This window comes from Curvibacter lanceolatus ATCC 14669 (assembly GCF_000381265.1).
GTDB lineage: Bacteria > Pseudomonadota > Gammaproteobacteria > Burkholderiales > Burkholderiaceae_C > Curvibacter > Curvibacter lanceolatus.
Genome location: NZ_KB906253.1, coordinates 443,580 through 467,106, shown reverse-complemented (window position 1 = coordinate 467,106; position 23,527 = coordinate 443,580). Strand labels below are relative to the sequence as shown.

Below are 23,527 nucleotides of genomic sequence, written 5' to 3'. Positions count from 1 at the left end.
TCCTGGCTGCTATGAGTTCAAAGCGCGAGTTGGAGGATGGTGCGCACCACATCACGGGTGTAGAGATCGGCCACACCAAACCACTTGGCATGGCCCAGCACGTTCTCGATCGTGGCGGGCAGGTCACCCTCGGTGATGCCCAGTTGCGACAGGCGCGTGGGGGTGCCGATCTTGTCGAACCAGCGCTCCAGGGCGGCAATGCCCTGCTCCGGCGTGTCGACGCCGAACACATGGCGGGCGAAGCGGGTGAACTGGGCCGGGTTGCGGCCGTGGTACCACTTCATCCAGGCCGGCATCACCACCGACAGCCCGGCGCCATGGGGCACGTTGAACAGGGCCGAGAGCGCGTGCTCGATCATGTGGTTGGGGTAACTGAAGCCTGCCGTGCCCGAATAGACCAAGCCGTTCAGCGCCTGGGTGGCGGCCCAGGCGAACTCGGCGCGGGCCGGATAGTTCTCGGGCTCGGCCAGCAGGGTCTCGGTGGTTTCGATGACCGTGGTGAGGATGGCCTCGACCAGGCGCGAGTGGAAGCGTGGCTGCACCGTGGCCGTGAAGTAGCCCTCGATGGCATGGGCGATCACGTCGGCGGCCGAGTACACCAGGTAATCGCGCGACACAGTCTGCATCAGCGCCGGGTTGACGATCGAGACCCGGGGATACGTATGCACCGAGCCGATGGCAAACTTTTCGCGGGTCTCGTCGTGCGTGACCACGGCGCCGTTGTTCATCTCGCTGCCGGTGGCGGCCAGGGTCAGGATGTCGAACACCGGCAGGGCCGAGTCGATGGAGGCCTTGCCGATGAACAGGTCCCACACATCGCCCTGGTAGGGTACGCCAGCCGCGATGGCCTTGGCACTGTCGAGCACCGAGCCGCCGCCCACCGCCAGGATGGCCTCCACCTGGTGCTGGCGCGCCAGCGCGATGCCGTCGCGCACCTTGGAGATCAGCGGGTTGCTGACGATGCCGCCGAACTCGACCCAGGCCACGCCCTGGGCGGCCAGGCTCTGGCTCACAGTGTCGAACAGGCCGTCGCGCTTGATGCGTTCGCTGCCATAGGCCAGCAGTACCTTGCGGATGCCGTGCTCGGCCAGGTGCTGGCCGATCAACTGCTCCTTGCCGGTACCGAAGTCGATCTTGGTGGGGTTGTAGTAGGTGAAGTTGTCCATGGGAGGCTCCTGAGGAAGGGCAGCGTCCTGCTGCACCGCGATGGCCGTACTTTAGGCAGCACACCCGCATCCGACTAGACAGCAATAGGTTGAATGATTTACAACTGTTGGTTGTAAAAATGCCAAATGACCATGGCCATCAACGAACTGCGCTCGATCACCACCTTTGTCCGCTCGGTTGAATTGGGCAGCCTGAGCAAGGCGGCAGCGGCCCAGCAGATTACCCCGCAGGCGGCCAGCAAGGCGCTGGGGCAGTTGGAGCAGCACCTGGGGGTGCGCCTGTTCCACCGCACCACGCGCAGCCTGTCGCTGACCGAGGAAGGCCAGCGCTTCCTGGAGTCGGTGCAGCCCGCGCTGCAGGGCTTGCAGCAGGCCTTGCAGGGGGCTCGGCACACCCGGGAGGAGGTGGCTGGGCCCCTGCGCATCGTGGGTCCCCGCACCGTGCTGCAGCCCATCATCGGCCCGGTGCTCGATGAGTACTGCCGGCTCTACCCCGAGGTACAACCCGATGTGCAGTTGGACGACCGCATCGGCAACTGGGTGGAAGACCGGGTGGACGTGGGCTTTCGCCTGGGGCACCCACCCGAGGAGGGCTTGATCGCGCGCCGCTTGTTTGCCATGCAACTGCTGATCTGTGCTGCCCCGTCCTACCTGCGTCGCCACGGCCTGCCCCGCAGCCTGGGGGAGCTGAGCGCCCACCGTTGCAGCGGGTTCCGGCGCTCCTCAGACGCTCGCGTGGCGCCGTGGCGTGTGCGCGTCGGGGACAGCGACCAGGACCAGGCCATCCGGCCGGCGTTCAGCACCAATGACGAGGCCTTCGAACTGCGCGCCGTGCTGGCCGGCGAGGTGATTGCCCAACTGGCCGTGCCCACCGTGGCAGCCCACCTCCGCGCCGGCCGCCTGGTGCCCCTGCTGCCCCAGCACCTGTCGGACAGCCTGAGCCTTCACCTGTACTACGGCAGCCGTGTGGCCCAGCCGGCCCGGGTGCGTCGCTTCATCGACATTGCGGTGGAACGGCTGAGTGACAGCCCGGCCTTTGTGCTCACGCCCGCTGAACTGGCCCAGGCCCATGCCCGGGGTGTGGCAGGCCACACAACAGGCCGCTGATGGAGCCCGCAGCTGAGGGACACTGCGCGCGCTTTGCCCCCAAAAGCCACCGTCAATGCCACCGTCAACGCCAGCTGACCGGCGCCATGAACATGTAGCCCGCACCGTACACGGTCTTGATGATCTTCGGGTTCTGTGGGTCGGCCTCCAGCCGTTTGCGCAGGCGCGAGATGCGCACGTCGATGGTGCGGTCGGCCGGCGACAGGTCGCGCTGGGCCAGCAGGTGCTCCCGGTTCAGGATCTGGTGCGGCCGCAGCAGAAAGGCGCGCAGCACCTCGGCCTCGGCCACGCCCAGCAGGTGCGCCGCACCGTCGCTGCCGGTCAGCGTGTTGGCCGAGCTGTCGAAGGTCCAGCCCGCAAAATGGGCGTGTCGCGCGGCCTCTGCCGCAGGCGCCTGGGCTCGGCGCCGGCGCAGAATGCTGCGCACCCGGGCCACCAGCTCGCGTGGCTCAAAAGGCTTGACCACATAGTCGTCGGCGCCCAGCTCCAGCCCCATGACCCGGTCGATCATGTGGCCGCGCCCGGTCAGCACCAACAGACCGCAACTCGATTGCAGGCCGATCTGCCGCAGCAGCTCGATGCCATCGATGTCGGGCAAACCCAGGTCGACGATGCACAGGTCGGCCTGTGCCTGCTTCAAGCGGCGCAGCACCGAGCCGCCGTCGCGGAACCATTCGGTGGCAAAACCAAACTCGGCCAGGCTGCGCGTCACGATGCGGGCCACGGCCTCGTCGTCCTCGATCACATAGACCAGGGGCTGGGCCTGGCTGCCCTCCGCTGAATTGGCTGGATTCGCTGGCCGCGTCATGCACCGATCTCCCGCAGGGCGGCGCTGAGCTCTGCCTTGCCAAAGGGCTTGGCCAGCAAGGGGACGTCCAGGGGGTTCTCGGCTTCAGCGGCGTACCCGCTCATCAACAGGATGTGGGCGACCTCGCCGGATTGGCGGGCATAGCGTGCCAGTTGGCGGCCATCGATGGCGCCCGGCATCACGATGTCGGACAGCAGCAGCTGGATGCCGGGCGTCTGGTCCAGGATGTCCTGGGCCTCGGCGCCATTTTCGGCCTCGAGCACCGCGTAGCCCAGGTCAAGCAGCAGGCGGCGCACGGTGATGCGGACCTGCAGGTCGTCATCCACCAACAGGGCCAGGCCGGCCGTTGTGGGCGGGGGCACCGTTACCACGGGCTCTGCGGCGTCGGCCACCGCACCGGATGCGGCCAGCGGCAGCCAGAGGCTGACGCAGCACCCCTTGCCCGGGCTGCTCTGGATGTCGATGCCGCCACCGCTTTGCCGCACAAAGCCATACACCATCGACAGGCCGAGGCCCGTGCCCTGGCCGGCCGCCTTGGTGGTGAAGAAGGGCTCGAACACCCGGGCCCGGGTGCTGGCCTCCATGCCGCAGCCGTTGTCACTGACCTGCAGGCAGGCATAGGCGCCGGGTGCCAGGCCCAGGTGCGAAGCCTGAGGCGCATCGAGCTGCCGGCGCGTGCTGCGCAGCTCGATGCGCCCCTGGCCGGCGGTGGCATCGTGGGCGTTGAGGATCAGGTTCAACAGGGAGTTCTGCAACTGCTGCGGGTCCACCGACACCAGGATCGGGCTGGGGTTCACATCGGTCACCAAGGCCTGGGTGCTGGGCAGGGTGTGCTTGACCAGGTCTTGCACGCCGCTCACCAGAGGGTTGAGGTCGACGATGCGGGCCTCGATGGCCTGTTTGCGCGAAAAGGTGAGCAAGCCCCGGATCAGCTTGGTGCCACGGCGCACGGCCTCGATGGCGGGGTGGATGTACTCGCCCACATAGGCCTGTGCCGGCGCCTGTTCCGCCAGCGCCGTGAGGTTGCCCAGCACGACCATGAGGATGTTGTTGAAATCGTGCGCCAGGCCCCCGGTGAGTTGCCCCAGGGCCTCCATCTTCTGCGCCTGGATCAGCAGCTCCTGGGCGCGGCGCTCGTCGGTGATGTCGAAGGTCAGCTCGAAACAGCCGATCACTGCGGCCTCGGCATTCAATTCAGGAATCAACGTGGTCCGGGCCATCAGGGTGCGGCCATCGAGGGTGTGGATGGGGTACTCGAAGGTGACCGCCCTGCCCTGCAGGGCCTGGGCCACATTGGGCTTGATCTGGGTGTAGGTCTCCAGGCCCAGGAACTCGCGGGCGCTGACCTTGTCCGGCTGGCTGGGGTCCAGACCGAACCAGTCCTGGTAGCCCCGGTTGATGAAGCGGTAATTGCGGTGCTGGTCAAAGTAGGCCACCAGCGCAGGGATCGAGTCGGTGATCAGGCGCATCTGCGCCTCGCTGCGCCGCAGCTCGGTGGTGCGCTCGGCCACGCGGGACTCCAGCAACGCGTTTTGATCGCGGATCAGCTGCTCGGCACTGCGCTGCTCGGTGACATCGGTGTACACGGTCAGAAAGCCGTGGCCCGGCACGCTCACCCCGGTGACGCGCAGCACCGCGCCCGAGGGGGCCACATGCTCAAAGGCGTGGGGCTCACCGCGCCGCGCCACACGCAGGCGCTCCTGGATCAGGGCCTCCACATCACCGGGCCCATCTTGGTGGCGTGCCGCATTGAAGCGAATCACCGCCTCCAGCGGGCTGCCCCGTTGAACCAGGGCCGGCGGCAGATCGAGCAGGCGCACAAAGGCCTCGTTCCAGGCGAGCAGGCGAAGCTCCTCATCCACCAGGGTGAAGCCTTGCTCGACCCGGCTCAGCGCGGCATACAAGGGGGGAAAGGGCTCGGCAGGGCGCGGGGACTCAGCGGGGAACAGCGTATTCAAAGGCATCTCCTGCGCAGTTGAAACGCGGGCCTGCCGGATTGTAGAAGCAAGGTCGGGGGCCACCGCTGCATGCAAACATTCGTCACATTTGCCAAAAACTGCTGCAAACATGTTCGGGGAAGATCCGGCCTCACAAGAAAAAGCCGGAGACCTATGAAGCAGCCCCATGGCCATGGCATGGCCGCCCTGAAGGCAGGCGATCCAGCCACGCACCTCAGGCGCGCGCAAGCCAACACGACACGGCGCGTGCCCAGCGCCCGCCCAGACACAGGGTCAGCGCGGCCAGCCGCTTGCCGCCCGGGCCTGCGTTGATCGCAGCCCTACGCGACGCCCCTCCTGACGCCCCCCAACACCCCAAGACACTCTGGAGAGAGACATGACTTACCAAGCCCCCCTCAAGGACATGTTGTTCGTGATGGAACACCTGGCCGGCCTCGACGGCATCGCGGCCCTGCCTGGATTCGAGGACCACGGTCGCGAAACCGCCGAAGCCGTGCTGGAGGAATCCGCGAAGTTCTGCGAGGGCGTGGTGGCGCCCTTGAACGTGGCCGGAGACAAGAACCCGTCGGCCTGGAAGGACGGCGAGGTCAGCACCACGCCCGGCTTCAAGCAGGCCTTCGAGCAGTTCGCGGCCGGGGGCTGGCAAGGGGTGGTTCACCCGGTTGAACACGGCGGCCAGGGCTTGCCCAAGCTGATCGCCACCGGCTGCATGGAGATGCTGCACGCAGCCAACCTGTCATTTGCCCTGTGCCCCATGCTGACCGATGGCGCAATTGAGGCCCTGCTCACCGCCGGCAGCGACACGCTCAAGCAGTTGTACCTCGAGAAGATGATCTCGGGCCAATGGACCGGCACCATGAACCTGACCGAGCCCCAGGCCGGCTCGGACCTGGCCGCCGTGCGCACCCGCGCCGAGCGTCAGGACGACGGCAGCTACAAGCTGTTCGGCACCAAGATCTTCATCACCTACGGTGAACACGACATGGCCGAGAACATCGTGCACCTGGTGCTGGCCCGCGTGCCGGGCGCGCCCGAGGGGGTGAAGGGCATCAGCCTGTTCGTGGTGCCCAAGTTCCTGGTGCGGCCCTACGGCAGCCTGGGCGAGCGCAACGACGCGCATTGCATCAGCATCGAACACAAGCTGGGCATCAAGGCCTCGCCCACCGCGGTCTTGCAATTTGGCGAGCACGGCGGGGCCATCGGCCAACTGGTCGGCGAAGAGAACCGGGGCCTGGAGACCATGTTCATCATGATGAACGCCGCGCGCTTTGCGGTGGGCATGCAGGGCATTGCGGTGTCCGACCGGGCCTACCAGCAGGCGGTCGCTTTTGCTCGCCTGCGCTTGCAAAGCCGCGATCTGGCCGGGTCAACCGGGCCGGTGGCCATCATCGAGCACCCCGATGTGAAACGCATGCTCTTGACCATGCGGGCCCTCACCGAGGGCGAGCGCGCCCTGGCCTACGTGACCGCCGCCGCCAGCGACCTGGCCCACCACGCCCCCGATGCGCAGCGGCGGGCCCAGCACCAGGCGCTGTATGACTACCTGGTGCCGGTGGTCAAGGGCTTCAGCACCGAGCTGGCCGTGGACGTGACCAGCCTGGGCGTGCAGGTGCACGGCGGCATGGGCTTCATCGAAGAAACCGGCGCCGCCCAGCACTACCGCGATGCGCGCATCCTGAGCATCTACGAAGGCACCACCGCCATCCAGGCCAATGACCTGGTAGGCCGCAAGACCTTGCGCGACGGCGGCGCCATGGCCCGCCAGCTGTGTGCCTGGGTGGCCAGCACCGAAGAAGACCTGGCCGTGCACGGCGAGCCTGAATGCGCACTGATGCGGGCCGCACTGAGCCCGGCACGGCAGGCGCTGGAGGCGGTGATCGAGCACGTGCTGGCCCATGGCAAAACCGCGCCGAAGGCGGTTTACGCCGGCGCGGTGACGTACCTCAAGCTGGCTGGCTATGTGCTGTGTGGCTGGCAGATGGCCCGCGCCCTGATGGTGGCCCTGGAAAAGCGCAACGAAGACCCGGCCTTTTACGAAGCCAAGGTGCACACCGCCGTGTTCTATGCCCAGTCGCTGCTGCCGCTGGCAGACGCCCTGGCCTGCGCCGTGGTCAACGCGGGCGCCAACACCCAGGCCATGCCGGCCGAGCTCTTCTGAACTGCAGCCAACAAGCCGACATGACACAAGACTTGCAGACGCTGTACCAGCAAAAACGCCTGAGTGCCGAGGCCGCGGCCGCCCTGGTGCAATCGGGCCAGACCGTGTTCATGGGCGAGTTTGCCCAGAGCGTGGAAGCCTTTGACGCGGCCCTGGCCTTGCGCGGCAGGGAACTGCGGGACGTGAACCTGATCACCACCACGCGTGCCAAACCGCTGAAGTGCGTGGAGGCCGACCCCCAGCGCGAGGCCTTTGTCTGGAACGATTGGCATTTTTCGGGCCTGGCCCGTCAGGCGGCCGAGAAGGGCCTGGCCAGCTACATCCCGCTGTGCTACCACCAGGGCCCGCAAAACGTGATGCTGTACGAAGAACCCGATGTGGCGGTGGTTCAAGTCACGCCCATGGATGAGCACGGCTTCTTCAACCTGTCGACCAGCTGCTCGCTCACGCCCGCCTACCTGAGGAAGGCGCGCCAGGTGGTGCTGGAGGTGAACACCCGTGCACCGCGCTGCCTGGGCGGGCTGGACGAGGGCATCCACCTCAGCGCGGTCGATGGCGTGATCGAAGGCCCCAACAGCCCTCTGCTGCAGTTGCCGCCCACCCAGGCCGGCGCCGCCGACACCGCGATCGCGGGCCATGTGATGGGCTTGCTCGAAGACGGCTGCACGATCCAGCTGGGCATCGGTGCCCTGCCCAACATCGTGGGTGCACTGATCGCGCAAAGCGACCTGAAGGACCTGGGGGTGCACACCGAGATGCTGGCCGACTCGTATGTGGACATGTACGAAGCGGGCCGCATCACCGGCAAACGCAAGACGCTGGACCGGGGCAAGATGGTCTACACCTTTGCCATGGGCTCGCAAAAGCTCTACGACTTTCTGCACAACAACCCCGCGGCGGCCATCTACCCGGCGTCTTACACCAACGACCCCTGCGTGATCGGGCGCAATCCCAAGGTGGTGGCGATCAACAACGCGATTGAGATCGACCTGTTCACCCAGGTGTCCAGCGAGTCGGCCGGGCCGCGCCAGATCTCGGGCACCGGTGGGCAGCTGGACTTCATCCTCGGCGCCTACAAGTCGGAGGGGGGCAAGGGCCTCATCTGCGTCAACTCCACCTACCGCAAGAAGGACGGCACGCTGGCCTCGCGCATCGTGCCCACCCTGTCGGCGGGCTCCATCGTGACCTGCCCACGCTCGCTGGTCCATTACGTGGTGACGGAGTTCGGCTGTGCCCAGCTCAAGGCCAAATCCACCTGGCAACGGGCCGAGGCCCTGATCAACATCGCCCACCCGGATTTCCGGGAACAGCTGATCCAGGAAGCCGCCCGCCTGGGGGTGTGGCGGCGCTCGCAGCGGGTGCTTTGAGGGGAAGCGCTCAACGCGCGCCTCGCGCCAGCGCGACAAACGCCTGCAGGTAGTCAATCTGCACGTCGTTCACGCGGGCCCCCAGAAAAATCTGCTTGGCAATGCCCTGCGGGCCCAGGCGCACCGGCGTGATGGGCAGCCGGGCCGCGTACTCCTCCACCAACCAGCGCGGCAGCGCGGCCACGCCGCGGCCGCTGGCCACCATCTGCAGCATGATGTCGGTGTTCTCGATCGGCTTGTGCTGGCGCGGCAGCACCCCGGCAGGCAGCAGGAACTGCTGGTAGATATCCAGCCGCTCAGGCGGCACGGGGTAGCTCAGCAGCGCTTCGGACGTCAACTGGGCGGGTTCGACAAATGCCTGATCGGCCAGCGGGTGACCCGGGCCCACCACCAGCACCTGCTCGTAGTCAAACACCGGCTCGAAGTGCAGGCCATGCTTGAAGACCGGGTCCGGGGTGACCAGCAGATCGATCTCGTAGCCGAACAGAGCGCCGATGCCGCCGAACTGGAACTTCTGTTTCACGTCCACCTCGACATCGGGCCAGGCCGCCAGGTAGGGGGCCACGATCTTCAACAGCCACTGGTAGCAGGGGTGGCATTCCATGCCGATGCGCAGGGTGCCGCGCTCGCCCTGAGCAAACTGTTTCATGCGCGCCTCGGCCATCTCCAACTGGGGCAGAACCCGGTTGGCCACCGCCAGCAGGTACTGGCCCGCCTGGGTCAGGCGCAAGTTGCGGCCTTCACGCAGCCAGATGTCAGTGCCCATCAGGTGTTCCAGCTTTTTCATGGCATGGCTCAGCGCGGGTTGGGTCAGGCACAGCGTGGCGGCTGCGGCCGTCATCGAGCCTTGCCGGTCCACCTCCTGGATGATGGCCAGGTGAATGCGTTCAATCATGCTGATCCATGAGCTTAATTTATCGATCTCTGAAATAAGATCATTTTACGTAATAGAACGTCTTCTTTAACCTCGCGCCATCTCCAACATTGATGGCATTGAAGAAGACACCATGGTCACCACACACAACCTCGGCTTTCCCCGCATCGGCGCCCGGCGCGAACTCAAATTGGGGCTGGAGTCGTACTGGAAAGGGCAGTCCTCGCTGGCAGATCTGACGACCCTGGGTGCGGCGCTGCGGCAACAGCACTGGGCCGATCAAGCGCCTCTTGACCTGGCGCCCGTGGGCGACTTTTCGTTCTACGACCAGGTGCTGGACATGAGCTTCACGCTGGGCAACCTGCCCGAGCGGGTGCGGGGCTTTCAAGGGGAGGCACTGGACAACTATTTCCGCGTGGCGCGAGGCCGCTCGGCCCAGACGGCCGAAGCCCATGCGGGCTGCTGTGCTGGCGTGGCTGCGGGCGAGATGACCAAGTGGTTCGACACCAATTACCACTACATCGTGCCCGAATTCACCGCGGCCACCGAATTCAAGCTCGATGCCAGCCGCCTTCTGGAGCAACTGGCCGAGGCCCGGTCCCAGGGCGTGAAGGCCAAGCCGGTGATCATCGGCCCGGTGACCTACCTGGCCATCGGCAAGAGCAAGGATGGGTCGAATCGCCTGGCGCTGCTGGAGCGCCTGCTGCCGGTCTATGCCCAGCTGCTCGACACCCTGGCCGCACAAGGGGTGGAATGGGTTCAGATCGACGAGCCCATCCTGGTGACCGAGCTGGATGCCGACTGGCAACACGCCTTCAACGCGGCCTACCACCATCTGAAGGTCAGCAAGGTCAAGCTCCTGCTGGCCACCTACTTCGGTCAATTGCAGGAGAACGCCTACCTGGCGGCCAACCTGCCGGTGGCCGGCCTGCATGTGGACGCGATCAATGACCGCGAGGGCGTGCGCCCCCTGCTCAACCTGCTGCCGTCGCACAAGGTGCTGTCGCTGGGGGTGATCAATGGGCGCAACATCTGGAAGACCGATCTCAACGCCACCCTGGACTGGCTGGAACCCCTGGCCCAGCAAGTGGGCCAGCGCCTGTGGATCGCGCCGTCGTGCTCGCTGTTGCATGTGCCCGTGGACCTGGCCAGCGAGCAGAAGCTGGATGCCGACATCCTGTCATGGCTGGCCTTTGCCCGCCAGAAACTGGTGGAACTGCAGGTGCTGGCCCAGGCCCTGAACGCCGGGCGCGACTCGGTGCGCGAGGCCCTGGCAGCCAACCAGGCCGCGCTGTCGGCGCGGCGCGCCTCGCCACGTGTCAACAACCCGGCTGTCAAACTGGCCGTATCCAAGATCACCTGCGATCTGGGGCAACGTGAGAGCAGCTACAACCACCGCGCACCCAAGCAGGCCGCCCTGCTCCAGTTGCCCAGGTTCCCCACCACCACCATCGGCTCCTTCCCGCAGACGGCCGAGATCCGCCAAGCGCGCAGCGAGTTCAAGGCCGGTCGCCTGGATGCGGCAGGCTACCAGGCCGTCATGCGGGTCGAAATCGAGCGCGCCGTGCGTGAACAGGAAGCGCTGGGCCTGGACGTGCTGGTGCATGGCGAGGCCGAGCGCAACGACATGGTCGAGTACTTTGGTGAACAACTCGAAGGCTATGCCTTCAGCCAGTTCGGCTGGGTGCAGTCCTATGGCTCTCGCTGCGTGAAGCCCCCGATCCTGTTCGGTGACATCAGCCGCCCGCGCACCATGACGGTGGAGTGGACCCGCTACGCCCAATCGCTGACGGACAAGCCCATGAAGGGCATGCTCACCGGCCCGGTGACGATCCTGAACTGGTCGTTCGTGCGCGACGACCAGCCGCGCTCGGCATCGTGTCTGCAACTGGCCCTGGCGATCCGCCAGGAAGTGCTGGACCTGGAACAGGCCGGCGTTCGCGTGATCCAGATCGACGAGGCCGCCCTGCGCGAAGGCCTGCCGCTGCGCCGTGCCCAATGGCAGAGCTACCTCAGCTGGGCGGTGCAGAGCTTCCGCATCACGGCCAATGGCGTGCGCGATGAGACCCAGATCCACACCCACATGTGCTACTCGGAGTTCAACGACATCATGGCGTCGATTGCCGACATGGACGCCGATGTGATCACCATCGAGACCTCGCGCTCGGACATGGAGCTGCTCGACGCCTTCGACCACTTCAGCTACCCCAATGAGATCGGCCCCGGCGTGTACGACATCCACTCGCCCAACATCCCGACCGAGCAGCACATGGTGGCGCTGATGAAAAAGGCCGCGAAGCGCGTGCCGGCCGAGCGCCTGTGGGTCAACCCCGACTGCGGCCTGAAGACCCGCCAGTGGCCCGAGGTGATCCCGGCCTTGACCCACATGGTGGCCGCCGCCAAAACCTTGCGCGCCGAGCTGGCGTGAGGCCACCCCTTCAGTGAAGCAACCGGGGCGGTGGGACGCCACTTTTCGCAGCGGCCCCCGTCTCAGGGGCCCAGCGGGGTCGCCTGTCGAAGGCCTGCGCCCAAAAAGTTGAAGTTTTTTCGGCCATGTCCGCCAAATCTGCGTGCAGGCGTGTTCTGATCTGAGCCCTCAAGAGGCTTGCAGCGCGCTGATCGGTTGCCGGCAACCCAACCGGAGCCGCCGCCACGCCAAAGCCCCCCTTTTGCAATTCAAGTTTGCGTTCCGTGTCCCCGGGCACCCTCAGATGGGCCAGACAGCGATGCCCTTGCAACGCCCCGATGGATACGCATCGCCAGCAAGCTTGAGCGCATTTTTCGCATTTGAGACGCGGCCCAGCGAAAGCCCGCAAATATTATTTATTGGACATTTTCCCCATGGAAATCAAAGTCAATTTTCTGGATAAGCTTCGTCTTGAAGCCAAGTTTGATGACTTCACGGTGATCGCCGACCAGCCCATTCGCTACAAAGGCGATGGCTCTGCCCCGGGGCCTTTTGACTATTTCCTGGCGTCGTCCGCCCTGTGTGCCGCCTACTTTGTGAAGCTGTATTGCAACACGCGAAACATCCCGACTGAGAACATCAGGTTGTCGCAAAACAATATCGTCGACCCCGAAGACAGGTACCGGCAGATATTCAAAATCCAGGTGGAGCTTCCGCCGGATATCTCGGCCAAAGACCGCCAGGGCATTTTGCGCTCCATCGAGCGTTGCACGGTCAAAAAGGTGGTGCAGACCGGCCCTGAATTTGTGATCGAAGAGGTGGAAAACCTCGATGCTGACGCTCAATCGCTGCTCACGGTCAAGCCCGCATCGGGTGCCGCCACCTATATTTCAGGCAAGGATCTGCCCTTGGAGCAGACCATCGCCAACATGTCTGGCTTGCTGGCCAATTTGGGCATCAAAATCGAAATCGCCTCGTGGCGCAATATCATTCCGAATGTCTGGTCTCTGCACATTCGCGATGCGCATTCACCCATGTGCTTCACGAACGGCAAGGGGTCTACCAAGGAGAGCGCCCTGGCATCGGCCCTGGGTGAATACATTGAACGGCTGAGCTGCAATCATTTTTACGCGGGCTCTTTCTGGGGTTCAGACATTGCCGAATCTGAATTCGTTCATTACCCGAATGAGCGCTGGTTCAAGCCCGGCAAAAAGGACAAGCTGCCTGCTGAAATTCTGGATGAATATTGCCTGGGAATCTACAACCCCAGTGGCGAACTGCGAGGCTCACATCTGGTCGACACCAACTCCGGCAACACAGAGCGGGGCATCTGCTCACTGCCCTATGTACGCCAGTCGGATGGCAAGGTGGTGTACTTCCCCTCCAATCTGGTTGAAAACCTCTATGCCAGCAATGGGATGAGCGCCGGCAACACGCTGGCTGAAGCGCAAGTGCAGTGTTTGTCGGAGATCTTCGAGCGCGCCGTGAAGCGCGAAATCCTGGAGGGTGAGATGGCCCTGCCCGATGTGCCTGCGCAGGTATTGGCCCAATACCCGGGCATCCTGGCAGGCATCCAGGCCTTGGAGGAACAGGGCTTTCCGATTCTGGTCAAGGACGCCTCCCTCGGGGGCCGCTACCCGGTGATGTGCGTGACCTTGATGAACCCGCGCACAGGGGGCGTTTTTGCCTCCTTTGGTTCGCACCCGAGACTGCAGGTGGCGTTGGAGCGCAGCCTGACGGAGTTGCTGCAGGGCCGCAGTTTTGAAGGGCTGAACGATCTGCCTCAGCCCACCTTCATCAGCAATGCCGTCACTGAGCCCAATAATTTTGTCGAACATTTCATCGACTCCAGCGGTGTGGTGTCGTGGCGATTTTTCAGCGCGCGATCTGATTTTGAATTTGTTGAATGGGATTTTTCAGGCCAGGGCGAAAGCGCCAATGCCGAAGAGGCGGCCACCTTGTTCGGCATACTCGACAAGATGGGCAAACAGGCCTACATGGCGGTGCACGATGAGTTGGGCGCAACAGCTTGCCGCATTCTGGTGCCCGGTTATTCGGAGGTCTATCCCGTCGAAGACCTGGTCTGGGACAACACCAACAAGGCCTTGCTGTTCCGCAATGACCTGCTGAATTTGCATCAGTTGACCGATGATCAACTGGAGGCCTTGCTGGATCGCCTGGAAAACGAAGAACTGGACGAATATGGCGACATCGCCACCCTGATCGGCATTGACTTCGACGAAAACACCGTGTGGGGGCAACTCACCGTGCTCGAGTTGAAGCTGCTGATCCAGTTGGCCCTGCAACAACTGGAAGATGCCCACGAAGGGGTGAAGTCTTTCCTGCAATACAACGACAACACGGTGGAGCGTGGCTTGTTCTATCAAGCGCTGAATGCCGTGCTCGATGTGGTCCTGGATGAAGAGCTGGAGCTGGACGACTACATCGCCAATTTCCGTCGGATGTTCGGCAACCCTCGAATGGACGCCGTGACGGGCTCGGTCGATGGCACGGTTCGCTTCTTTGGCTTGACGCCGACCAGCCCGCAACTGGAAGGCCTGGACCGACACAAGCGCCTGCTCGACAGCTACAGGAAACTGCACGCCGCGCGGGCCCGCGTGACGAGACCCTGAAGGCAACCTCCGCCCATTGAAGCGCTGAAAGCCAAAGCCCCCAAGAGCGCTGAGGCCTGCAGCATTGGCTGTATGCCAGTGATGCGGCTGCGCCACGCCCCCGGGCTCTAGAACCAGCGCTTGGCGTGCTGAGTTGAAGGCTCCACGGCAGTGAATCAGCCAATCTTCAAGAGGGCTTGGCCAACCATTGGCGGCACAGTGCGCCCATGAAGTGCCGCGCCAGACCCAGCGCCGTGAGCGGCACCCGGTCATCTGGCGCCAGATCGGCCATAATGAGAAGAATTCCCATTTGGACGCGCGCACTGGATCAGCCACCGCCACATCTCGACGCCAGCCTATCGAAGGGAAGCCTTCTATACCCATGGCCATGGCGGACCCGTGCTCGAGCACTACTACCGAGAACTACTGAACTTCTGCGCCCGCACGGTCAAAGACCGCGATGCGGCCGCCGACGTGGTGCAGGAGAGCTATGCCCGCGTGCTGGCCATCCAGCGTTCGAGCGTCCCGATCTCGGAGCCGCGCGCCTTGTTGTACCAGACCGCCCGGAACGTGATGGTCGATCAGCATCGACGCGGGCTGCTGCGCAGGCATGATGACCTGAATGCGATGGCCGAAGCGGACCACCCCGCCATGCCTGCGCATCTGGAGCCGCACGCACTGGTGGCCTCGGCCCAGGCCATCGAGGTCTACATGGCCACCATCGAGGCGCTGCCACCACGGTGCCGCGAGGCCTTCATCCTCCACGTGTTGGAGGGTCTGTCGCAGGCGGAAATTGCCCGGCGCATGGGTACGTCCGTCAGCATGGTCGAGAAACACATCGCGCGCGGCCGGTTGGAGTGTCGGGCTAGCCAACGCTTGCTGCAGGGCATTTCGGTGACAACTGGCGCCCTCCAGGAGAAATGAGTGTCCTTGCGCGCAAGAGTGGGGATCTTTCGGCTTCGCGCAACCATAAGATCAGAACCGATGAAACAGCACGCTCCGCCTTCCCACGACATGGACGCACAGGACGAGGCCGACGAGCGCGAGTTCGAAAACTACGTGCGTACCCAGAATCCCGTGCTAGTACAGGCTGCGCTGTGGGCCACACGCCGGACCGAAGGTCTGGGTACCACCGCAGAAGCCGAGTTTCAGGGCTGGCTGCGCGCTGACCCAGCGCATGCGGTCGCGTACCAGGAAATGGAACAGAGTCTTGACCCCGTGCGCGCACTCCCTGACGACAAGGTCCAGTCGCTGAGGGAGAGCTTGCGACACAAGGCGCCCAGGGGCACGCCGCCTCAAGTCTTGAACGCAAGCACGGGGCCTGTTGCGGAGCCCATCGTCCAGCCGGCTTCTCGGCCCATCAAGCGGCCACCTCAGCCTGCGTTGCCCAGCCGACGGGCCTGGATGGCTGGCATCGGCCGCCTCTTCCCGCAAGCAGCCACAGCCGTGGCGGTGGCCGCGCTGGTTGGGGGCGGCTGGGCGGGCTGGGCGCATTGGCGCAGCCAGCCCACCTTTGCAAAGAACTACGCCACGCAACGGGGGCAACGCCTCGACATCCAGTTGCCTGACGGCAGCGCCCTGCAACTCGATGCTGCCACACGCATTGAAGTGCGCTTGTACCGTGAACGTCGCGAGGTGCGCTTGGTCGAAGGCCAAGCCTTTTTCATCGTGCACGCCAACCCGCAGCAGCCCTTTGACGTGCAGGCGGGCGCCATGCGCATCACCGTCGTCGGCACCCGGTTCTCGGTGCGTCATACGCTCACCGGCCTTGACGCCGGCAAGTCGGTGTTGGCCGTCGAATCTGGCCGCGTGCGGGTGAGTCAGACGGGCGCGTCTGGCGAGGCCCGAGCGGACGATGTCACGGGACGCGTCGAACTGACCGGCGGGCAAGGTGTGACAGTGGACGAAGGGGGCCGCCTGCAGCCCATCGTGAATGTTGCGCCAGCCAGCGTGGCGGCCTGGCGCACCGGCCGCATCAGTTTCAACGACACCCCTCTGGCCGAGGCATTGGCGGAGCTGGAACGGTATGGCGACACCGGGCTGGTCGTGCTGGACCCCACGGTGGGGGCTCTGCGGCTGGGCGGCAGTTTCAACGTGCGGCAGGCCGGCACGTGGGCGCAGGCACTCCCTTCCCTGTTGCCGGTGCGGCTGCAACAGCATGACGGCGTGTTGGAGATCATTGGCCTGCGTTGAAAGCCCCGCCCCAGGGGCAATCTCAACGGCCCACCGAGAAGGTCCGGTTTTTTTGCATCAACACATGAGGGTTTGGCCGCCCCATGCGACTCCATCAGCAGTGATTCTTGTTTCTGACGACTGTTCCTGGAGATTGCATTCATGCGGCAACCGCACTTCGCCCTCGCTCCCTTGACCCTGGCTGCCTTGCTGGCGACAGGACTTACAGGCCCGGCACGAGCCCAGCTCACGGCGGCCAACCCGGTGGCCATCGCCATCGCAGCACAGCCACTGGGCGCGGCCTTGAATGAGTTGGCACGGCAAGCAGGCCTGCAACTGATGTTCGTGCCGGCCCTGGTGGCCGGCAAGGTGGCTCCGCCCGTATCGGGGAGATTGACGCCGCAGCAGGCCTTGGACCGCTTGCTGGCCGGCAGTGGTTTGATCGCTGTCCAGGAGGGCAACGCCATCATCGTCAAGGTGGCGGCCTCGACGACGGAGACCAAGACCCCCCCCGGTGGTGACGGTCACGGCCGGACCCGACCCCGAGACCGCCACCGGCCCCGTCAAGGGATTCGTCGCCACGCTCAGCATGACGGCGACCAAGACAGATACGCCCATCATCGAGACACCGCAGTCGATTTCGGTCATCACACGCGACGAGATGGATGCTCGCGGCTTTCAGAATGTGATGGACGCCGTGCGCTATACGCCCGGTGTGCAGCCCGAAAACTGGGGCGTGGACTTCCGCGGCCGCGAATGGCTCCTGATGCGAGGCTTCGACGCCAAGGACGGAAGCAGCTACCTGGACGGACTGCAACAGGGGCGCGTTGGCTTCATCGCCATGCGCAAGGACTCTTATGGGCTTGAGCGCGTGGACGTGCTGCGAGGCCCTTCTTCGGTGCTGTTCGGACAAGGCGATGCGGGCGGCATCATCAACCGCGTCAGCAAGCGCCCCTCGGCCAATGCCGAGAATGAAATCGAAATACAGGCCGGCAATTTCGGCCGCAAGCAGCTGGCCGTCGATGTGGGGGGAACACTGGATTCAGAGGGCAAGCTGCGCTACCGGCTGGTGGGCCTGGGGCTCGATACCGACACGCAACTGCAGTACGCGACTGGCCAGCGGGTGAACATGCAGCATTCGTTCATCGCGCCCTCGCTGCTGTGGAAGCCCACAGCCGATACCTCGCTGCTGGTGATGGCTGACATCTACCATGACAAAAACGGCGGCGCTCCCGTCTATGTGGCGCGCGCCGACGGCAGCAACTCAGGTGTGCTCGACGGCGACCCGCGCTTCCTGAAGTACAACTATCACCAATCCTCGATCGGCTACGAGTTCGAGCACCACCTCGACAGCACCTGGACTGTTCAGCAGAACTTTCGCTACTCGGTGGGCAGTCTGAGCAACCGACGCCTGAATGGTGGAGGCCTCGACAGCGACGGCTACACCTACACCCGCACGCCGATGTTCGCAGACCAGTCGCTGCACCAGACTTTGCTGGACACCCGCGCGGTCGGGAAGTTCAGCACGGATTCGGCCACCCATACGGTGCTGGTGGGGGTGGACTGGAACCGGCGCGTGGGCCAATCCAAGGACTACCAAGGTGCTGCCGACCAACGCGATTTGCGCTCGCCGACCTTGGGCGACATGCCAGCGGCACCGACCAGCCTGGTGGAAGACTACCGTGAGACCTCGCGCCAGACAGGCCTCTACCTGCAAGACCAGATCAAGTTCGCCGAGCGCTGGATCTTCACACTCGGTGGTCGATATGACTCGGTCGACTACAGCTACGCCGACGCCGTCACCCAGAGCACCCTGCTCCAGCGCGACCATGCCTTCAGCAGCCGTGCCGGCATCGCCTATCTGTTGCCAAACGGCGTCTCGCCTTATCTGAGCTATTCGGAGTCATTCACGCCTCAAATGGGCACGGATTACAGCGGCAGGCATTTCGATCCAAGCCGAGGCAAGCAATACGAGGTCGGTGTCAAGTACCACCCGGAGGGGCGCAAAATCCTGCTGACCGCAGCGCTGTTCAGCCTCGACAAGACCAACGTCCAGACCACCGACCCCGTCCACCAGGACTACTACGTGCTGACGGGTGCGATTCGCTCCCGTGGCGTGGAGTTGGAGGCCAAGACTGAGCTGGCTCGCGGGCTTGACTTGATCGCCGCCTACAGCCTTGCCAACGTCAAGGTGACGGCCAGCAACGACGGCGATGTGGGCCGCATGCCCATTCAGATCCCGCGCCAGACCGCCTCGGCCTGGCTCGACTACGCCTTCAGCGGGCAATCACACCAAGGCTGGAGTCTGGGCGGCGGCGTGCGCCATGTCGGCCAGCGCTACAACGACAGCGCCAACACGCAGGCCGAGCCTGCCTACACGCTGCTGGACCTCGCGCTCCGCCACGAGCATGGCCCATGGCGCTTCGCCATCAACATCAACAACGTCACCAACAAAAAGTACTACGCATCGCGCGCCTATGGCAATTTTTACAGCGGTGCCGAGCGCTTGGTGGTGGCCAGCCTGAAGTACCGTTTTTAGGCCGCCATCACAGGTCTGACCCATGCGAAGCACACTGGCCATTCTTCACCGCTGGTTCGGCCTGTCCATCGCGCTGTTTCTGTTTGTGGCAGGTGCCACCGGCGCAGTGATCGCCTGGCACCACGAACTCGACGCATGGCTGACCCCCCAGTTGTTCGTCGCGCGCAGCGGCCCTGCGGCGGCACAACTCGCGCCTCTGACGTTGGCGCAGCGGATCGAGGAGTCGACCCCCAGCCTGCGGATCAGCGACATGCCGCTGTCCATCGAGCCGGGCCAGGCCTTGACGGTCTCGGTCACTGCGCGCATCGATGGGGCCACGGGCAAGCCCTTCGATCTGGGCTTCAACCAGATGGCGCTGGACCCGGTCACGGGAGCCGTGCAGGGCAGCCGCACATGGGGTGCCATGTCCTTCTCGCGCGAAAACCTGGTGCCCTTCCTCTACAAGCTGCACTACAGCCTGCACCTGCCAGACGTGGGCCAGCTGGAACTGGGCATGGCGGTGATGGGCATCGTCTCGGTGGTCTGGATCTTCGACTGCTTCATCGCGCTGTGGATTTCGTTTCCGAACGCACGAAGTTGGCGCAAGTCATTGGTCTTGCGCATCGGCCAGGGCTGGCCCAAGCTCAATTTTGACCTGCATCGCTCCGGCGGCGTCTGGGCCTGGGGCCTGCTGTTGACGCTGGCCATCACCTCGGTGTCCATGAACCTGGGGCGCCAGGTGATGAAGCCCGTGGTGTCGCTGTTCTCACCGGTGGCGGCCACACCCTTCGAGAAACGCGAACCGGCGCCCGTCGAAGCACCGATCGAGCCACGGCTGTCGAGGGAGCAGGCCATCACGCTGGCCCAGGCCGAAGCCCTCAAACGCGGCTGGGACGATCCACCCGGAGCCCTCTTGTACGCGGACCGCTACGGCCTGTATGGCATCGCCTTTTTTGCGCCCGGCCTGGAACACGGCGATGGCGGCCTGGGCCATCCCTGGCTGTATGTGGATGGCATGACGGGCGCCATGGCCGGGTCCTATGTGCCTGGCACCGGCAGTGCCGGTGACCTGTTCATGCAGGCCCAGTTCCCCCTGCACTCCGGACGCATCCTGGGTTTGCCAGGCCGCCTGCTCATTTCGCTGATGGGGGTGCTGGTCGCGGTGCTCAGCGTCACGGGGCTTGTGCTCTGGGTGCGCAAGCGGCGGGCGCGGATGCAGGCTGCCGCGCGAAAGAAATCAGCCGCCATTCACGGCAAACCGATGGATCGAGCTCGCATCTGAGCCGCAGCGTCATCAGCCCTGCGGGCGCGCCTCGCCCCATCCGGCAGGTGCGGGCGACGGGTTCTCCGAATCCATGTCGGCGATCTGGGTCAGGCCCCGCGCCAGGGACGAGGCACTGGGGTTCTCCACAAACACACAGCGTTTGCCCGTGCGCTTGCAGAAGTCCTTGACCTTCCAGTAAGCGTTGTGGCTGATGCAGCCCGTCTGGCAGATCACCAGGTCGGCCGCGGCGAGGCTGGCATCGAGTACGCACTGACTGTCTTCCACGCCCCCATCATGGTGGGCAAAGCGCCCCCCGACCCGTTCCACCAGGTCGCGGTAATTGGCAACATTGCCACTGCGCCCACCGACACAAAGAACGGTCTTCTGCTTGAGGTACAAGGTGATCGGGGAAACCGATGGCGTGTTGGCCGCCAAGTCAATCGCCTTGGCGGGGGTATCGGGGCTGGAATTGAGCGCTTGCAGCGACTTTTCAGCCGCAGCCAATCGCTGGCGCAGAGAAGCGTTTTGCCCCTCCAACTCATGCTGCCTGGCGGTCATCAGGTCAAGCCGCTTGCGCAATCGCTGTGTTGCTTCATGATCCGGCAGCGAGGCCTTCAAGGCCTCCAGATCCTCGGACACAAAGGCCAGGCGGCTGTCCTTGGTCAGGTTGTCGGCGCGCAGCTGCATCAACCGGGCTTGAAGCCGCTCCAGCTCTGACGTCTTTTCGGCCAGGGCTCGGGTGCTGCGCTCCTGCGCCTTGGCCAACTCTCTTGCCAGCACCCCGTTCTCCTCCATCAGCGCGCTGAACCGGGCGAGGTCCACCCGCACCGTGGCCCCGGCCTGGTGCTGCAGCATGTGCATGTCCCGGCACAGCACCTCGTGCAGGATCGCGTCGCAATGAGGGTGGGTGAGGGCAGCCCAGAAGGCGCCCGCCACATCGCCTTGCCGCACGGCCAGCACCCAGGCGTCGGCAAGCGCCTTCGTCGTCTTGGCAGCCCGGTAGGCCTTGACCTCAGGCGCATAGCGCCGCTCCAACTCTTCCTGCAGCAACTCGGAAAGCCGATTGCGGCGCGCGCACTCTGCCACCGCCGCCACATGCACCTCGTAGTCATCGGCCATCACCTGACCGCCAGACGCCTTGCTGACCAGGCGACGCAAAGTCTCCAGGGGAAGACAGACACCCACCACAGGACAATGGCACGAGTGCGGCAGGTCCCACAGTCGTCGACGCCTGGAGCCGATCTCAGGCAGGGGTGTCAAAGTCGGCACGTTCTGGCGAAACTGCACAGCCAGGGCTTGCTGGATTTCACGGTTGCACATGGCAATGCCTCCATCAGGAAACGGGTTGAACTTGCTCAGCCGGGCCGGTCATTTGCTGGCGCAGGTGCTGGGCGTCGGGGTGCACATGCAGCTCGCGGCCGGCACTCTGGCCTTGCAAGCCGAGGTGTGGCGCTGCAGCCGCCTCAAACATGCAGCCCCCCGGGGATGTTTTCACCGATGACCCAACACACACCGCTGGGATCAGACACCGTGAAGTCACGCATCTGGTAAGGCTGGACGGTGATCGGCGTGACTCTCACACCGTAGGTTTCGGCCAAGCGGCGGGCCACCACCCGGTCATGCCACGCCTGAACATCCCGAACCAGGAGGTGCATCTGGCACAGGTGCGCGTGCGGGGCCTCATCGAACGCCTGCAGCAGAAAGCTGCAAGCCCCGGCGCTGAGGTAGGCAATGCCGCCCCCCGAGGAGCGCAACTCGAAACCCAAGTCGGCGTAGAAGGCCAATGACAGCGAGAAATCCCGTGCGGGAACAAACGCCTTGATTTCCAAAATATCAGCGGGGTGCATGCCTGGTTCAGTCCGTACAAGTCGGGTTGGAACAGCGCTGGCCCTCAACCCCTCTTTCGAGCGGGCCCAGCGGCTTGTCTGGTCGGCATCTTAGCATCTCAGTTGAGAATTGTTCTCATCTAATGCGGTATCAGATGACAACCCACCTGTGGATGCGGGCATTGATTTGGCTCGAATGGACACTGCGGCTGCCCAGGAAAAGAGGCTGGCGTGTGCATGTTCTGCAACTCACACCACCATCGCGGTCAATGGGTTCCGCCGATCCAGCGCCAGCCTCCGAACAGGGCAGAATCCCTTGGCCCTTCAAAGCGCTTGAACCTGGGGTCAGGCGGTTCGGTTCCCTGCGGCGAGCCCTGGTGCGAGAACCACCGGGCCAGGCTGCTCACCCGGCATTCAGGTGTATTTCAGGTGTATTGCCTCTCAAGTGCATCCCAGTCCGGCTTGCCGACCAGCCTTTGGCGTTCGGCAAACGGGGTGACCAGGCCGCTGGATTCCTGCACCTCTTTCTGGTCGCGTAGCACGGTCAAGGCCTTTTGCATGCCGGCCACGGCGCCTTGCAGGGCCGCGTTGGCATACAGCACGATGCCATACCCCAACTCAGCGAGTTGCTCGGCATTGAAGATGGGAGTGCGCCCACCGATCACCATGTTCATGAGCTGGGGCTTGGCCAGGCGCTGCGGCAGCGCGCGCACCTCGTCGGCCTGGGTCACGGCCTCGACAAAGAGGATGTCGGCACCGGCCTCTGCAAAGCGCTGGGCGCGCTCCACGGCGGCTTCAAAGCCATGGGTGGCGGCAGCGTCGGTGCGTGCCATGATGAGCAGATCGGGGTCGCGGCGCGCGTCCACGGCGGCCTTGATCTTGTTGACGGCCTCTTCGGTGGAGATGACCTCCTTGCCCGAGAAGTGGCCGCAGCGCTTGGGCGCCACCTGGTCTTCAAGCTGGATGCAGTCGGCGCCGGCCCGCTCCAGCGTGCGCACCGTGTGGTACACGTTGAGCGCATTGCCAAACCCGGTGTCGGCATCGACCAGCAAGGGCACGTTCACCGCGTCGCGGATGCGGGCGGTGTGATCGGCGATCTCGGCCAGCCCCATGAAGCCCTGATCGGGCATGCCGAACCACATGTTGGTGACACCGGCACCGGTCACGTAGATGGCCTTGAACCCCAGGTCTTCAATGACCTTGGCGGACAGCGCGTTGAAGGCACCGGGCACAAGCAGGCCGCGGCGGGCTTCGACCAGTTGTTTGAGTTGCTGACGGGTGGACATGGAT

Annotated in this window: 16 protein-coding genes and 1 pseudogene; 10 read left to right on the top strand and 7 right to left on the bottom strand. The window is 64.4% G+C overall.

All coding sequences use genetic code 11. The annotated features are described in order from the left end of the window. Nucleotides 1–17: 17 nt before the first annotated feature. On the bottom strand, nucleotides 18–1,166 hold the full coding sequence (locus F624_RS0102225) for an iron-containing alcohol dehydrogenase (protein ID WP_019572625.1): 1,149 nt from the start codon (nucleotides 1,164–1,166) through the stop codon (nucleotides 18–20). A 132-nt stretch (nucleotides 1,167–1,298) separates the two neighbouring features. Here F624_RS0102225 and F624_RS0102220 point away from each other — a divergent pair, with 132 nt between their 5' ends. Further along, entirely contained in the window at nucleotides 1,299–2,273 is a 975-nt protein-coding gene (locus F624_RS0102220; RefSeq protein ID WP_031253872.1) for a LysR family transcriptional regulator, read from the top strand. A gap of 64 nt (nucleotides 2,274–2,337) precedes the next feature. Here the strand turns inward: F624_RS0102220 and F624_RS0102215 are convergent, their stop codons facing one another. Together F624_RS0102215 and F624_RS0102210 are read right to left on the bottom strand one after the other, a co-directional pair. Next, on the bottom strand, nucleotides 2,338–3,081 hold the full coding sequence (locus F624_RS0102215) for a response regulator transcription factor (protein WP_019572623.1): 744 nt from the start codon (nucleotides 3,079–3,081) through the stop codon (nucleotides 2,338–2,340). Next, a complete protein-coding gene (locus F624_RS0102210) occupies nucleotides 3,078–5,045 on the bottom strand; it encodes a PAS-domain containing protein (protein WP_019572622.1) in 1,968 nt (655 codons plus the stop codon). The genes F624_RS0102215 and F624_RS0102210 overlap by 4 nt, the downstream gene beginning before the upstream one ends. Before the next feature lie 370 nt (nucleotides 5,046–5,415). Between F624_RS0102210 and F624_RS0102205 the strand changes: the two genes are divergently transcribed. Together F624_RS0102205 and F624_RS0102200 are read left to right on the top strand one after the other, a co-directional pair. After that, nucleotides 5,416–7,197, top strand: a complete 1,782-nt coding sequence (locus F624_RS0102205) for an acyl-CoA dehydrogenase (protein ID WP_031253871.1) — start codon at nucleotides 5,416–5,418, stop codon at nucleotides 7,195–7,197. A gap of 20 nt (nucleotides 7,198–7,217) precedes the next feature. After that, on the top strand, nucleotides 7,218–8,564 hold the full coding sequence (locus F624_RS0102200; protein ID WP_019572620.1) for an acetyl-CoA hydrolase/transferase family protein: 1,347 nt from the start codon (nucleotides 7,218–7,220) through the stop codon (nucleotides 8,562–8,564). 10 nt (nucleotides 8,565–8,574) lie between these two features. Here F624_RS0102200 and F624_RS0102195 read toward each other — a convergent pair whose 3' ends face one another. After that, nucleotides 8,575–9,459 carry a LysR family transcriptional regulator gene (locus F624_RS0102195; protein ID WP_019572619.1) on the bottom strand — a complete coding sequence of 295 codons (885 nt, stop codon included), beginning with the start codon at nucleotides 9,457–9,459 and terminating at the stop codon, nucleotides 8,575–8,577. Nucleotides 9,460–9,571: 112 nt separating this feature from the next. Between F624_RS0102195 and metE the strand changes: the two genes are divergently transcribed. From metE to F624_RS0102155, 7 genes and pseudogenes are all read left to right on the top strand, one after another. Then, on the top strand, nucleotides 9,572–11,866 hold the full coding sequence (gene metE / locus F624_RS0102190; RefSeq protein ID WP_019572618.1) for a 5-methyltetrahydropteroyltriglutamate--homocysteine S-methyltransferase: 2,295 nt from the start codon (nucleotides 9,572–9,574) through the stop codon (nucleotides 11,864–11,866). Nucleotides 11,867–12,279: 413 nt separating this feature from the next. Beyond that, nucleotides 12,280–14,478 (top strand): OsmC domain/YcaO domain-containing protein, encoded by a 2,199-nt coding sequence (locus tag F624_RS0102185; RefSeq protein WP_019572617.1) that lies wholly within the window; start codon nucleotides 12,280–12,282, stop codon nucleotides 14,476–14,478. Between the two features lie 378 nt (nucleotides 14,479–14,856). Then, a complete protein-coding gene (locus F624_RS0102175; RefSeq protein ID WP_019572615.1) occupies nucleotides 14,857–15,381 on the top strand; it encodes a sigma-70 family RNA polymerase sigma factor in 525 nt (174 codons plus the stop codon). A gap of 60 nt (nucleotides 15,382–15,441) precedes the next feature. Further along, nucleotides 15,442–16,650: a FecR family protein gene (locus tag F624_RS33890; protein WP_245573536.1), complete on the top strand. Its 1,209-nt coding sequence runs from the start codon at nucleotides 15,442–15,444 to the stop codon at nucleotides 16,648–16,650. A gap of 141 nt (nucleotides 16,651–16,791) precedes the next feature. After that, nucleotides 16,792–17,094, top strand: a pseudogene (locus tag F624_RS36440) (STN domain-containing protein); the annotation flags it as partial. A gap of 52 nt (nucleotides 17,095–17,146) precedes the next feature. After that, the gene (locus F624_RS32065; RefSeq protein ID WP_245573535.1) at nucleotides 17,147–19,168 is read left to right on the top strand and encodes a TonB-dependent siderophore receptor; all 2,022 of its coding nucleotides are present in this window, start codon (nucleotides 17,147–17,149) and stop codon (nucleotides 19,166–19,168) included. 22 nt (nucleotides 19,169–19,190) lie between these two features. Next, a complete protein-coding gene (locus tag F624_RS0102155; protein WP_019572611.1) occupies nucleotides 19,191–20,429 on the top strand; it encodes a PepSY-associated TM helix domain-containing protein in 1,239 nt (412 codons plus the stop codon). A gap of 12 nt (nucleotides 20,430–20,441) precedes the next feature. Here the strand turns inward: F624_RS0102155 and F624_RS0102150 are convergent, their stop codons facing one another. The 3 genes from F624_RS0102150 to F624_RS0102135 all read right to left on the bottom strand — a co-directional run bounded on the left by F624_RS0102150 (nucleotide 20,442) and on the right by F624_RS0102135 (nucleotide 23,523). Next, entirely contained in the window at nucleotides 20,442–21,731 is a 1,290-nt protein-coding gene (locus tag F624_RS0102150) for a DUF2325 domain-containing protein (protein WP_084679374.1), read from the bottom strand. A 143-nt stretch (nucleotides 21,732–21,874) separates the two neighbouring features. Further along, nucleotides 21,875–22,258 (bottom strand): VOC family protein, encoded by a 384-nt coding sequence (locus F624_RS0102140; RefSeq protein ID WP_019572608.1) that lies wholly within the window; start codon nucleotides 22,256–22,258, stop codon nucleotides 21,875–21,877. A gap of 404 nt (nucleotides 22,259–22,662) precedes the next feature. Beyond that, complete coding sequence (locus F624_RS0102135) at nucleotides 22,663–23,523, bottom strand: isocitrate lyase/PEP mutase family protein (protein ID WP_031253868.1); 861 nt, start codon at nucleotides 23,521–23,523, stop codon at nucleotides 22,663–22,665. Nucleotides 23,524–23,527 lie beyond the last annotated feature (4 nt).